The 12453-nt window shown below is 62.9% G+C and carries 14 protein-coding genes; 10 read left to right on the plus strand and 4 right to left on the minus strand.

Going from position 1 to position 12453, the window contains the following annotated elements:
* The first annotated feature begins 20 nt into the window (after positions 1-20).
* Positions 21-671: a glutathione S-transferase family protein gene (locus B7G53_RS18860; protein WP_096670568.1), complete on the plus strand. Its 651-nt coding sequence runs from the start codon at positions 21-23 to the stop codon at positions 669-671.
* Between the two features lie 17 nt (positions 672-688).
* Here B7G53_RS18860 and B7G53_RS18865 read toward each other — a convergent pair whose 3' ends face one another.
* From B7G53_RS18865 to hemB, 4 genes are read right to left on the minus strand one after another with little or no spacing between them, the layout of a single operon-like run.
* Positions 689-1267, minus strand: coding sequence for a DUF1003 domain-containing protein (locus tag B7G53_RS18865; RefSeq protein WP_096670570.1), 579 nt, complete (start codon positions 1265-1267; stop codon positions 689-691).
* 37 nt (positions 1268-1304) lie between these two features.
* Complete coding sequence (locus B7G53_RS18870; protein WP_096670572.1) at positions 1305-2045, minus strand: DUF72 domain-containing protein; 741 nt, start codon at positions 2043-2045, stop codon at positions 1305-1307.
* 11 nt (positions 2046-2056) lie between these two features.
* Positions 2057-3211, minus strand: a complete 1155-nt coding sequence (locus B7G53_RS18875; protein ID WP_096670592.1) for a magnesium transporter CorA family protein — start codon at positions 3209-3211, stop codon at positions 2057-2059.
* A gap of 60 nt (positions 3212-3271) precedes the next feature.
* The gene (gene hemB / locus B7G53_RS18880; RefSeq protein WP_096670594.1) at positions 3272-4291 is read right to left on the minus strand and encodes a porphobilinogen synthase; all 1020 of its coding nucleotides are present in this window, start codon (positions 4289-4291) and stop codon (positions 3272-3274) included.
* 297 nt (positions 4292-4588) lie between these two features.
* Here hemB and B7G53_RS18885 point away from each other — a divergent pair, with 297 nt between their 5' ends.
* The 9 genes from B7G53_RS18885 to B7G53_RS18925 form a co-directional block, all read left to right on the plus strand.
* On the plus strand, positions 4589-5017 hold the full coding sequence (locus B7G53_RS18885) for a CopD family protein (RefSeq protein ID WP_096670574.1): 429 nt from the start codon (positions 4589-4591) through the stop codon (positions 5015-5017).
* Between the two features lie 18 nt (positions 5018-5035).
* Entirely contained in the window at positions 5036-6286 is a 1251-nt protein-coding gene (locus B7G53_RS18890; protein WP_255250087.1) for a VanZ family protein, read from the plus strand.
* Complete coding sequence (locus tag B7G53_RS18895) at positions 6283-6633, plus strand: (2Fe-2S) ferredoxin domain-containing protein (protein ID WP_096670578.1); 351 nt, start codon at positions 6283-6285, stop codon at positions 6631-6633. The genes B7G53_RS18890 and B7G53_RS18895 overlap by 4 nt, the downstream gene beginning before the upstream one ends.
* Positions 6634-6751: 118 nt before the next feature.
* A complete protein-coding gene (locus B7G53_RS18900; RefSeq protein ID WP_096670580.1) occupies positions 6752-7372 on the plus strand; it encodes an alpha/beta hydrolase in 621 nt (206 codons plus the stop codon).
* A 73-nt stretch (positions 7373-7445) separates the two neighbouring features.
* Positions 7446-8645, plus strand: a complete 1200-nt coding sequence (locus B7G53_RS18905; protein WP_096670582.1) for a D-alanyl-D-alanine carboxypeptidase family protein — start codon at positions 7446-7448, stop codon at positions 8643-8645.
* Between the two features lie 149 nt (positions 8646-8794).
* Positions 8795-9172, plus strand: a complete 378-nt coding sequence (rpsL, locus tag B7G53_RS18910) for a 30S ribosomal protein S12 (protein WP_096670584.1) — start codon at positions 8795-8797, stop codon at positions 9170-9172.
* Positions 9173-9374: 202 nt separating this feature from the next.
* Positions 9375-9848, plus strand: coding sequence for a 30S ribosomal protein S7 (gene rpsG, locus B7G53_RS18915; RefSeq protein ID WP_077592325.1), 474 nt, complete (start codon positions 9375-9377; stop codon positions 9846-9848).
* A gap of 210 nt (positions 9849-10058) precedes the next feature.
* Positions 10059-12161, plus strand: coding sequence for an elongation factor G (gene fusA / locus B7G53_RS18920; protein ID WP_096670586.1), 2103 nt, complete (start codon positions 10059-10061; stop codon positions 12159-12161).
* 147 nt (positions 12162-12308) lie between these two features.
* On the plus strand, positions 12309-12453 hold a 145-nt coding region (locus tag B7G53_RS18925), incomplete at its 3' end, for a GTP-binding protein (protein WP_240523322.1).

The following is a 12453-nucleotide window of genomic DNA, read 5'->3' on the forward strand; positions in this document are numbered from 1 at the left end:
AGTGAGCGAGCGTGGGGGCTATGAAGCAGCTCCACTACTACCCCAGCACCGCGGCCATGGTGCCGCACATCGTGCTTGAAGAAATCGGCGTGCCTTACCAGCGCGTGCTGGTGGACCGGCTGCAAAACGCGCACAAGGCGCCGGCCTACCTCAAGCTCAACCCGAACGGCCTCATTCCGGTGCTGGTCGATGGCGACCTGGTGCTGTATGAAACCGCGGCGATCTGCCTGCACCTGAGCGACATGCATCCCGACGCGAGGCTGGTGCCGCCCCTGGGCACGGCAGGGCGCGCGCACTTCTACAAATGGCTGATGTGGCTGACCAACACCCTGCAGGCCACGCTGATCACCTACTTCTATCCGGAGCGTTCGGTGGCGCCCGGCAATGCCGCCGGCGCGGCGGAAGTCAAGGCGCAGGCCGAAGCAAAAGTCGGCGGCCTGCTCGACCAGCTGGACGCCGAACTGGCACGCCACGGCGGTCCCTGGTTTGCCGCTGAGCAGTACAGCGCGCTGGACCCCTATGTGTTCACGTTGTGCCGTTGGACGCGCAACTTCCAGTCGCCCGCCGCGCGCACGCGTCCGCATCTTGGGCCCTACCTGCAGCGCATACTGGCGCGGCCGGCGGTGTTGCGGGTCTTCGAAACGGAGCAGATCGCCCAGCCCTGGGTCTGAGCGGCTGCAACGCCCGGCTATTGGGGCGCGTGGGAACCGTCGCGCTGCGCCTGCTCGATTTGCGCCACCAGTGTTTCCGGATGTGTCGCCTTTTTCAGGATGTGCACGGCGGGATCGTCGTCCATCGACACACCGACTTTTTTGGCGATGCGCTCCAGCATCTGCAGCATCTTGGTGTTTTCCTGTTCCGTCAGCAGGTTGATCTGCAGGTCCAGCTGGTTGCGCCGTTCGCTGATCCGCAGCTCGTGGTTCTGGCTGATCAGGATGAAGGTCGACAGGAAAATCGCTTCGAGCGACACCACCAGTGTGAGGAAGGTGAACGGGTAAGGGTCGAAGTGGGGCAGCGCAGGGACTGAATTGACCAGCAGCCAGGCAGAAAATATCGCCACGTGCACCCCGACAAAAGGCATGGAGCCGCAAAAGCGGGCAATGAAACCGGCGATACGGTCAGAACGGCTGCGCGAGGCGAGTGCGGCCTCTTCCAGGCGCTGCATGGCCTGGACGTTCTGGCGCGTCAGGTCGTCGACACATGTCGGTTCTGCGGCGGACCCGGGGTCGCCGTACGGAACGGGTTTTGCTGGGGCGGCTGGATTCATCGCAACTCCCTGGGCTTGCGGTTGAAAAATGCCGCTGTCAGGTGCCCGGCTCCTGTACTGCGCGGCAGGTGTAGAGGGCATTTTCCGTGGCAGCCCCCGAGGCGGTGTTGTCAAAAATGCACCAGACCTTGTCAGCCGCCGCCGCTTCCAGGACAAGCCGCGCAGCCAGCCTGTCCAGCAGGGCCTGGCTGTAGGCTGAGTAATACATACGCGGCGACCCATGCAAACGCAGGTAGACCAGGCCGGGCCAGCCGCCGGGCCAGGCGCCTGCCTCAAACATCACCGGATCGGCGAGTACACGGGCGACTTCAAACGAACGCAGCAGCGCGTCGGCAGGCGGCTCGAACCAGCTGGCATGGCGGGGCTCGAGTGCAATGGGGCCGGTGTGCTGCTTTCTCAGGGTTTGCAGAAAGCCGCACGCCACGCGGGTGTCCAGTGCCAGGCTGGGCGGCAGTTGCAGCAGCAGGCAGCCGAGCCGGTCGCCCAGGCCGCGCGCCTGGGCCAGGAAGCTGTGCAGCAGCGGGGCGCAGCCTTGCAGGCGTTTTTCGTGGGTGATGGTTTTGGGCAGCTTGACCGAAAAACGGAAGCCGGCGGGTACCGCCGCGGCCCAGCGTTCGTAGGTGGCCGGCTGGTGCGGCCGGTAGAACGACGAATTGATTTCCACCGCGTTGAAGCGCTGGGCGTAACGCTGCAGGTGGGGGCCGGTGTCGGGGAACTGCGGCCAGCTGTCCCTTGGAAGGCTCCAGCCGGCGCAACCGATACGCACCACCGTCGCCATGTCCCTGGTTCCTAACGCCGGCTTCGGGCCAGGTAACGTTTGCGCCAGAAGACCGACACCACCACCCCCACCAGCAGCCCCATGAAGCCGAAGGTCCACCAGAAGCCGCCGGTCTGGTGAATCAGCGGCATGAACTCGAAGTTCATGCCGAAAAAACCGGTGATCAGGTTCAGCGGCAGAAACACGGCGGTCAGCGCGGTCAGCGTGCGCATGATGTCGTTGGTGCGGTTGCTCTGGGCGCTGAAGTGGATCTGCACCACGGTTTCAGCGGATTGCTCCAGCCGGCGCGCGTGGTGCACCACGCGCTGGATATGTTCAATCACATCGCGCGCCCGCGCCACCATCTGGTCGCGCCGGGTCAGCGCCAGCTGTTCATCGGCGGCAAAGGACGACATCGGCTGCTCGCGCAATGAATCGAGCCACTCCTGCATCGCGTCGTGCTGCTCGTCGCACAGGTCTTCCAGCACGTGCAGCTGGCTGCGTGCACTCATCAGCGAGCCCCAGTTGATAAAACGCGAATTGGGCTTGAGCAGTTCGGCCTGCCAGTGTTCGAGCTGCTTGGTCAGCTCCTTGCGCACCTCGAGGTAGCTGTCCACCATGGTGTTGACCATGCGCAGCACCAGGTCGGCCGGGCTGGACGGGATGCGGCTGCGCGCGGAGACGCTGTCCACGCTGAACTTGGCGTCGCTCAGCGCGCGCTGGATGAAACTTTTGGCGGTGTAGCAGCCGCGCGGGTGAACGCTGATCAGCAGCCGGTCGAACACCACAAAACCCACCGCCCGGGAGCTGATGCGGTTGAAGGCGGGCAGGCCACCGCGCGGCTTGATGCGCGGCTCGCCACCCTGGCCGTGGTAGGCCTCGGCCGTGGCCTCGTCTTCGACCTCGGCCCGGGTTTCGACCTGCGTGGCCAGCCGCCGGAAGATGACGAGGTCGTAGATCGAGGTGTAGTCGTAGTGCGAAGGGTGGGCCGGGTTGCGCAGGTCCTGGCTGTGCAGGTCCAGCAGGGCGGAGCCGCCCAGTTGCTGCGCCGCCAGCTGCAGCATGGCCTCGTGGGTCTCGAATTCGTCGCGGTCCAGGAACACCCAGACAAAACCGTCGGCCGGCGCCTGCGCCGGCAGGGTGTCCGAAAAGCGCAGGCTGTCGGCGGTGAATTCAACAATTTGCACGGTGTCTGTCCGGTTGATGGTCAAATTGGACTGCAGCCCTTGCCAGCCCTTCGTAGAAGGCTATGTTTTTTGTAGCAAACGCGCTGCCGCGATGGCGAAATAGGTGAGCACGCCGTCGGCACCGGCACGCTTGAAGGCCAGCAGGCTTTCCATCATGACCGCGTCGTGGTCCAGCCAGCCGTTTTGCGCGGCCGCCTTGAGCATCGCGTATTCGCCGCTGACCTGGTAGGCAAAGGTGGGCACGCCGAACTCGTCCTTCACGCGGCGCACCACGTCCAGGTAAGGCATGCCGGGCTTGACCATCACCATGTCGGCGCCTTCGGCAATGTCCATGGCCACTTCGCGCAGCGCTTCGTCGCTGTTGCCCGGGTCCATCTGGTAGACCTTTTTGTCGGCCTTGCCGAGGTTGCCCGAGGAGCCGACCGCATCGCGGAAGGGGCCGTAAAACGCGCTCGCGTATTTGGCGCTGTAGGCCATGATGCGGGTGTGGATCAGCTTGCGCGCTTCGAGTGCCTGGCGGATCGCGCCAATGCGGCCGTCCATCATGTCGCTGGGCGCAACGATGTCCACGCCGGCCTCGGCCTGGGCCAGCGCCTGCCCGACCAGCAGCTCAATCGTCTCGTCGTTCAGGATGTAGCCGGTGTCCTTGTCGGGCAGGCCGTCCTGGCCGTGGCTGGTGAACGGGTCGAGCGCCACGTCGGTCATCACGCCGAGCTCCGGGAAACGCTTTTTCAGTTCGCGCACCACACGCGGCACCAGGCCGTCCGGGTTCAACGCTTCCTTGCCGTCGTACGTCTTGAGCGAGCCGTCGATCACCGGAAACAGCGCCATCACCGGGATGCCGAGTTGCACACACTCTTCGGCCACCGGCAGCAGCAAATCCAGGCTGAGCCTTTCCACGCCGGGCATGGAGGCCACCGGTTCACGGCGCTGCGTGCCTTCGGTGACAAACACCGGGTAAATCAGGTCGTGCGCGCTCAGCGCGTTCTCACGAACGAGGTTGCGCGTGAAGCTGTCGCGGCGCAGGCGGCGCGGGCGGCCGAGCGGGTAGGGGGCGAAGTTGGAGGCGTGGAGGGTCATGACCAAATTGTGCCAAAGCTTTGTCAAGGCCAGAAATTCATCACCGGCGCCGGCCATCTGTGCGCTGCCGCACATAGCCAGTGAAACTATCTTTCACTTTGCTTGTCATCGCCTTGCATGCGTGGTTAGAATGCGGCGTGTTGTCACCTTTTTGGTGGCAGCATCCCGCTTTTCCTCCCTGAGCGGGCGCCTTCAAGTGTCACAGCAGACAAGGCTTCCAGGCCCGGTTGACCCAGTGTCATCCGGGCATTTTTTTTTGCCGTGAGACCGTTTTTGAGCGCGCACTAAACTACGCTGATGCTCTGGGTCAAGTCACTCCACATCGTTTTTGTTGCCAGCTGGTTTGCGGGCCTGTTTTACCTGCCGCGCATTTTTGTCAACCTGGCGATGGTGCCGCCGGAAAGTCTGGCCGAGCATGAGCGCCTGATCCTGATGGCACGCAAGCTGCTGCGTTTCACCACGATCCTGGCCGTGCCCGCGCTGGCTTTCGGTCTGTGGCTGTGGCTGGGTTACGGCATAGGGCGCGGCCCCGGCAATGGCTGGATGCACGCCAAGCTCGTCATCGTGGCCCTGGCCCTCGGTTACCACCATGCCTGCAGCCGCATGTTGTCGACCTTTGTGGCCCGGCGCAACACCCGCAGCCACGTGTGGTGGCGCTGGTTCAATGAAGTGCCGGTGCTGCTGTTGCTGGCCGCCGTGATCCTTGTTGTGGTCAAGCCGTTCTAGTACACAGGACGACACCGCGTGAAGCCCTCGACCCCACCAGCAGACGCGAGCGAACCGGCCTTGCCGGGCGCGATGCATCGTCCCCTGGAAGGGGAAAAGGCACGACACGAAGCGCAGCGCAGTGGGAACGACAGGGGTGAGCCAACTTCCGGTGAGCCCACCGCTTCGTGGCCGCTGGCACTGGCCACGGTCTGCCTGATTGTTTACGCCAGCCTTTACCCCTTTTCCGAGTGGCGCAACCAGGGCATCTCGCCGCTGACCTTTCTGACGGCGCCCTTGCCACGCTACTGGACCGGTTTTGATGTGGGCATCAACCTGGCCGGTTATGCACCGCTGGGTTTTCTGCTGGCTCTGGCGGCGCTGCGCAGCGGCCGTACACGCTGGGCGGTCAGTGTGGCCGTGCTCGGCGCGGGCGCCCTGTCGCTGGTGATGGAGTCCCTGCAAAGTTACCTGCCCGCGCGTATTCCCTCCAACGTCGACTTTGCCCTGAACACGGCCGGCGCCTGGCTGGGCGCCTGCAGCGCCTGGCTGCTGGAGCGGGCCGGTGCGATGGACCGCTGGAGCCGCTTTCGGGCGCGCTGGTTTGTCCGCGACGCCCGCGGCGCGCTGGTGCTGCTGGCCCTGTGGCCGGTCGCGCTGCTGTTTCCGGCCTCGGTGCCGCTGGGGCTGGGGCAGGTGCTGGAGCGGCTGGAATACGCGCTCGCCGACGTGCTGGCCGACACGCCGTTTCTCGAGTGGCTGCCGGTGCGCGACATCGAACTGCAGCCGCTGGTCCCCGGCGCCGAAGTGATCTGTGTGGCGCTGGGCGCGCTGATTCCCTGCCTGCTCGGCTACTGCGTGATCCGCACCTGGCTGCAACGCGCTGTTTTCCTGATGCTCACGCTGGCGGCCGGCATCGCGCTGACTGCCCTGTCCGCCGCGCTCAGCTACGGCCCGGACCATGCCTGGGCCTGGCTGGACCTGCCGGTGCGCGTCGGCATGATCATGGGGGGTGTGCTGGCCGTGCTGCTGCTGCCGGTGCCGCGTCGGGCCGTCGCCGCGCTGCTGCTGCTGGCGCTGAGCATTCATTTGTCCCTGCTCAACCAGGCGCCGGTCGGGCCTTATTTTGCCGAGACCCTGCAGATCTGGGAGCAGGGGCGGTTCGTCCGTTTCAACGGCCTGGCGCAGTGGCTGGGCTGGCTCTGGCCCTATGCGGCCGTGCTGTATGTGCTGGTGCGTTTGTCCAGCCGCCGGGTCGCCGACGCCAGCGAAAGTAAAATCCAGGCATGACTTCCTCCAGCGCACCCCCCGCCTCCTATTACGAGCGGCACATCTTTTTCTGCCTGAACCAGCGCGCCAGCGGTGAAGACAGCTGCGCCAACCACCAGGCCCAGGAAGGGTTTGACCGCTGCAAGGCGCAGGTCAAGGCGGCTGGCCTGGCTGGCCCGGGCAAGGTGCGTGTCAACAAGGCCGGCTGCCTGGACCGCTGCGCGGCCGGGCCGGTGGCCGTGGTCTATCCCGAGGCGGTCTGGTACAGCTATGTGGATGCGCAGGACATCGACGAAATCGTCGAGTCGCACCTGAAAAACGGCAAAGTGGTCGAGCGCCTGCGCATACCCGCCCATCTGGGGCGCTGATGGACCTGCAGACTGCCCGTCGGCGAAAGTCATGCGTGTTTTATGGCTTTGGCCCTGATGGAGCGGTCACCGGCAGCTACTGTTTTCGTAGCGAATTGAACCCCTCGAAGTTGTCCCCATGAACGCTCAAACCCAGAAAAGTACGGTGGCCGGCCCGGCCGGCGCGATTGAAGCCGCGCTGGACGCGCCCGCCGGCCCGTCGCGTGGTGTCGCCGTGATTGCGCACCCGCATCCACTGTTCGGCGGCACCATGGACAACAAGGTGGTGCAGACCCTGGCGCGTGCCTTCACCCAAGCCGGCTGGACCGCCGTGCGTTTCAATTTCCGCGGCGTTGGCGCCAGTGAAGGGACGTACGACGAGGGTCGCGGCGAGATTGACGACATGCTCGCGGTGGTGCAGCAGCTGGCGCCCGCCGGGGCGCTGGCCCTGGCCGGGTTCTCCTTTGGCGCGTTCGTGACTTCACACGTCTTTGAACGCTTGCAGGCCGCCCGCCCGATCGACAAGCTGGTGCTGGTCGGCACCGCCGCCAGTCGCTTTGCGGTGGCGACCATCCCGGCGGCGGCCCACGCGCAGACGCTGGTGATCCACGGCGAGCAGGACGACACGGTGCCGCTGCAGGCGGTGCTGGACTGGGCACGGCCGCAGGTACTGCCTGTTACGGTTGTCCCCGGGGGCGGGCACTTCTTTCATGGACAATTGCCGCTTCTGAAAAATCTGGTGGTCCGCCACCTGGGCTGACCGTTTTCGGGCCGGAGCCGGGCTTCCCACCTCTTCTTTTTCTTCTCTTCCATATTTCAGGTCTTATTTCCCCATGCACCGTTTCCTGACTGCTTTCCGTGGCCTGGCTTCATCGCTTGTGCTGCTTTCTTCCGTGGTCCTGTTGCCGGTAGCGCAAGCGCAGATGCCGCTGCCGCCGGAAGTGGCTGCCCGCTCCTACCTGCTGCTCGATGTCACGGCCAACCAGATCCTGGCCGCCAAGGACATCGACGCTCCGATCGAGCCGGCCTCGCTCACCAAGCTGATGACCGAGTACCTGGTGTTTGACGCGCTCAAGTCCAAAAAAATCACCCTCAAGCAGACCTTCAGCGTCAGCGAGCGCGCCTGGAAAATGCCGGGCTCACGCATGTTCATCGATCCCAAGATGCAGGTGCCCGTGGAAGACCTGATCAAGGGCATGGTTGTCCAGTCCGGCAACGACGCAACCATGGCGCTGGCCGAAGGGGTGGGCGGCAGTGCCGAGAATTTTGTGAAGCTCATGAATGAGCAGGCCAAGGCGCTGGGCATGAAATCGACCGCCTACAAGAACCCGGAAGGCCTGACCGAGCCGGGCCACACCACCACGGCGCGCGACCTGAGCATCCTGTCGACGCGCCTGATGCAGGATTTCCCCGACTACATGGGCTTTTCGGCCATCAAGAAGTACCGCTACCCGGGCACGCCGGCGGCCAACGACACCAACCGCAACACCCTGCTGTTTCGCGATCCCACGGTTGATGGCCTGAAAACCGGCCACACCGCCGCGGCCGGTTACTGCATGATTGCCACGGCCAAGCGCGACTTTCCGAACCTGGGTGCCGCCGGCGCACCCGGTGGCCGGCGCCTGGTGGCCATTGTGCTGGGCACCGCCAGCGACAGCGCCCGTGCCAACGAGTCGCAAAAGCTGCTGAACTGGGGTTACACCGCGTTTGAGGCGGTCAAGCTGTTCGATGCCGGCCAGGCGGTGGTTTCGCCGGCCGTGTGGAAAGGTAAATCCGGCACCGTCAAGCTGGGCCGGCCCGAGGCCATCGTGATTGCCGTTCCCGCCGGAAGCTCCGCCAAGGTCCAGACCCAGGTTGCCCGGCCCGACCCGCTGGTCGCGCCTTTCACCCGCGGTCAGGCCCTCGGGACGCTCAAGGTCAACGTGGGCGGTGGCGAGACCATGGTGGACGTCCCGCTGGTGGCGCTGGAAACGGTGGAAGAAGCCGGCATCCTGGGCCGCGCCTGGGATTCGGTCCGGCTCTGGATCAAGTAGGGCGCCATCCCTGCCGGGTAAATTTGCAGAGCCCCCCCCAAACTGCTACACTCGAGGGCTTTTCCGGAATTTCCGGGGAGATTCACGTTTTCACGTAAATAGTCACGTATTCAGTCAAGTCAGAAATCAGACGTTTAGGGACGTTTTAAATGCCAACCATCAATCAGCTAGTTCGCCAGGGGCGCGAGGTCGAAAAGATCAAGTCCAAGAGTCCTGCGATGCAGAACTCCCCCCAGCGCCGTGGCGTGTGCACCCGTGTGTACACCACGACGCCCAAGAAGCCAAACTCCGCTCTGCGTAAAGTCGCCAAAGTGCGCCTGACCAACGGGTTTGAAATCATTTCCTACATCGGCGGCGAAGGCCACAACCTGCAGGAACACAGCGTGGTGCTGGTTCGCGGCGGTCGTGTCAAGGACTTGCCCGGTGTGCGTTACCACATCGTCCGTGGCTCGCTCGACCTGCAAGGCGTGAAAGACCGCAAGCAGTCGCGTTCCAAGTACGGTGCGAAGAAGCCGAAGGTCAAATAAGACCGGCCGGCCCGGACCTTGCGGTTCGAGCCCGAAGAAGTTGTCATGACGTCTTCAAAACAAGGTGTTTGAATTGCCCTGGCAGGTGGTTCAAGCGAAGTGACCCAAGTGCAAATTGTTGCGCCGGTCGAGTAAGTGAGGGTTTTGATAACTCTCGCGGTGCTGCCCAAAGCGGTGCCAACTGAAGCAAAGAGGTGAAAAAATGCCACGTCGTCGCGAAGTCCCTAAACGTGAAATTCTCCCTGACCCAAAATTTGGCAATGTTGACCTTGCCAAATTCATGAACGTCATCATGCAAGGCGGCAAAAAAGCTGTCGCCGAGCGTATCGTCTATGGCGCCCTCGAGCAGATCGAGAAAAAGAACCCCGGCAAAGATCCGCTGGAGGCTTTTCACATGGCCATCGGCAACATCAAGCCCATGGTTGAGGTGAAGTCCCGCCGTGTCGGCGGTGCCAACTACCAGGTGCCGGTTGAAGTGCGTCCGGTCCGCCGCATGGCCCTGGCCATGCGCTGGCTCAAGGAAGCCGCCAAGAAACGTGGCGAAAAGTCCATGTCCCTGCGCCTGGCCAACGAACTGATGGAAGCCACGGAAGGTCGTGGCGGTGCCATGAAAAAACGTGATGAAGTGCACCGCATGGCCGAAGCCAACAAGGCGTTCAGCCACTTCCGCTTCTGATTTTCCGTTCGCAGTATTTGCTGCGCTGATTTGACGGGTTGCCGAGCGGCCTCCAGGTGTCCTCCACCTTGACGCCGGCCGGTTCAACCCCAATTTCTGCCAGCTGAGCGCACAACGCACAGCTGGCAGACGCGCAGAAAACATGAGAGATGCCAATTGCAGGGCGTCTTTCAGCAGTCTTTGTTCGTAACCCCGAACTGAAAGTAATTTATGTCCCGCGCTACCCCCATTCAAAACTACCGCAACATTGGCATTTCCGCGCACATCGACGCCGGAAAAACCACGACCACCGAGCGGATCCTCTTCTACACCGGTGTGAACCACAAAATTGGTGAAGTGCATGACGGTGCCGCCACCATGGACTGGATGGAGCAGGAGCAGGAGCGTGGCATCACGATTACGTCCGCTGCAACCACCTGCTTCTGGAAAGGCATGGACACGTCCCTGCCCGAGCACCGCATCAACATCATCGACACCCCCGGCCACGTGGACTTCACCATCGAGGTGGAGCGTTCCATGCGCGTGCTGGATGGCGCCTGCATGGTGTACTGCGCCGTCGGCGGCGTTCAGCCCCAGTCCGAAACCGTCTGGCGCCAGGCCAACAAGTACAAAGTGCCGCGTCTGGCCTTTGTCAACAAGATGGACCGTACCGGTGCCAACTTCTTCAAGGTCGTGGACCAGATGAAACTGCGCCTGAAGGCCAGCCCCGTGCCCATGGTGATCCCCATCGGCGCCGAGGAAAACTTCACCGGTGTGGTGGACCTGATCAAGATGAAGGCCATCATCTGGGATGAGGCCTCACAGGGCATGAAGTTCACCTACAGCGAAATTCCCGCCGAGCTCGTCGAGCTGGCCAAGGAATGGCGCGAAAAGATGGTCGAAGCCGCAGCGGAGTCCTCCGAAGAGTTCATGAACAAATACCTTGAAGAAGGTGATTTGACCGAAGACGAAATCAAGCTGGGCATCCGCACGCGTACCATCGCCAGCGAGATCCAGCCGATGTACTGCGGCTCCGCATTCAAGAACAAGGGTGTGCAGCGCATGCTGGACGCCGTGATCGAGTTCATGCCGTCGCCGATCGACATCCCGCCTGTCAAGGGCATGGATGAAGACGAAGCGCCCGTGACCCGCCGTGCCGACGACGAAGAGAAATTCTCCGCGCTGGCATTCAAGCTGATGACCGACCCGTTTGTGGGCCAGCTCACTTTCGTGCGGGTGTATTCCGGCGTGCTGAAAAAGGGCGACAGCGTCTACAACCCGATCAAGGGCAAGAAAGAGCGTATCGGCCGTATCGTGCAGATGCACGCCAACAACCGCGAAGAAGTCAGCGAAATCCGCGCCGGCGACATCGCTGCCTGCGTGGGCCTGAAAGACGTGACCACGGGCGAAACCCTGTGCGATCCGGATGCCATCGTCATGCTCGAGCGCATGGTGTTCCCCGAGCCTGTGATCACGCAGGCCGTCGAACCCAAGACCAAGGCCGACCAGGAAAAAATGGGCATCGCCCTGCAGCGTCTGGCCCAGGAAGATCCGTCTTTCCGCGTCAAGACCGACGAAGAGTCCGGCCAGACCCTGATCGCCGGCATGGGCGAGTTGCATCTGGAAATCATTGTGGACCGCATGAAGCGCGAGTTTGGCGTGGAAGCTAACGTCGGCAAGCCCCAGGTGGCTTATCGCGAGACCATCCGCAAGACCATCGAAGATGCCGAAGGCAAGTTCGTGCGCCAGTCGGGCGGCAAGGGCCAGTACGGCCACGTGGTGCTCAAGATCGAACCCAATGAAATGGGCAAGGGCATCGAGTTCATCGACGCCATCAAGGGCGGTGTGGTTCCTCGCGAATACATCCCTGCGGTGGAAAAAGGCATTCACGAAGCCGTGACTTCGGGCGTGCTGGCCGGTTACCCGGTGGTGGACGTCAAGGTCACGCTGCACTTCGGTTCGTACCACGACGTGGACTCGAACGAAATGGCGTTCAAGATGGCTGCGATCTTCGGCTTCAAGGAAGGCTGCCGCAAGGCCGGCCCGGTGATTCTGGAGCCGATGATGGCCGTCGAGGTGGAAACGCCTGAAGACTACGCCGGCAACGTGATGGGCGATCTGTCCTCACGCCGCGGCATGGTGCAGGGCATGGAAGACATGGTCGGTGGCGGCAAGGCCATCAAGGCCGAAGTGCCGCTGTCCGAGATGTTCGGTTACTCGACCACGCTGCGTTCGATGTCGCAGGGCCGTGCCACCTACACCATGGAGTTCAAGCACTACTCCGAAGCGCCGCGCAATGTGTCCGAAGCCATCATGGCTGCACGCGCCAAGTAAGTAAAACCGATGTCGGTCCCGCAGGGGCCGGCACCTTCTTTTTTCCTGTCTGCGATTGTGTGCCCCTCACTGCCCGTGGTGATGGAACAAGCAACACAGTGCAAACGTTAAACCATACACGGGCGTGTTCTTTATCTGGAGTTAAAAATGGCAAAAGGCAAATTTGAGCGGACCAAACCGCACGTCAACGTCGGCACGATTGGGCACGTTGACCATGGCAAGACCACCCTGACGGCAGCGATCACGACCGTGCTCGCAGCCAAGTTCGGCGGCGAAGCCAAAGGTTACGACC

It is taken from the genome of Polaromonas sp. AET17H-212 (assembly GCF_002379085.1).
Lineage (GTDB): Bacteria > Pseudomonadota > Gammaproteobacteria > Burkholderiales > Burkholderiaceae_C > Polaromonas.

Coding starts and splice junctions, on each gene's coding strand:
- B7G53_RS18860 (WP_096670568.1), top strand. CDS start 21: ATGAAGCAGCTCCACTACTACCCCAGCACCGCGGCCATGGTGCCGCAC.
- B7G53_RS18865 (WP_096670570.1), bottom strand. CDS start 1,267: ATGAATCCAGCCGCCCCAGCAAAACCCGTTCCGTACGGCGACCCCGGG.
- B7G53_RS18870 (WP_096670572.1), bottom strand. CDS start 2,045: ATGGCGACGGTGGTGCGTATCGGTTGCGCCGGCTGGAGCCTTCCAAGG.
- hemB (WP_096670594.1), bottom strand. CDS start 4,291: ATGACCCTCCACGCCTCCAACTTCGCCCCCTACCCGCTCGGCCGCCCG.
- B7G53_RS18885 (WP_096670574.1), top strand. CDS start 4,589: ATGCTCTGGGTCAAGTCACTCCACATCGTTTTTGTTGCCAGCTGGTTT.
- B7G53_RS18895 (WP_096670578.1), top strand. CDS start 6,283: ATGACTTCCTCCAGCGCACCCCCCGCCTCCTATTACGAGCGGCACATC.
- B7G53_RS18900 (WP_096670580.1), top strand. CDS start 6,752: ATGAACGCTCAAACCCAGAAAAGTACGGTGGCCGGCCCGGCCGGCGCG.
- B7G53_RS18905 (WP_096670582.1), top strand. CDS start 7,446: ATGCACCGTTTCCTGACTGCTTTCCGTGGCCTGGCTTCATCGCTTGTG.
- rpsL (WP_096670584.1), top strand. CDS start 8,795: ATGCCAACCATCAATCAGCTAGTTCGCCAGGGGCGCGAGGTCGAAAAG.
- rpsG (WP_077592325.1), top strand. CDS start 9,375: ATGCCACGTCGTCGCGAAGTCCCTAAACGTGAAATTCTCCCTGACCCA.
- fusA (WP_096670586.1), top strand. CDS start 10,059: ATGTCCCGCGCTACCCCCATTCAAAACTACCGCAACATTGGCATTTCC.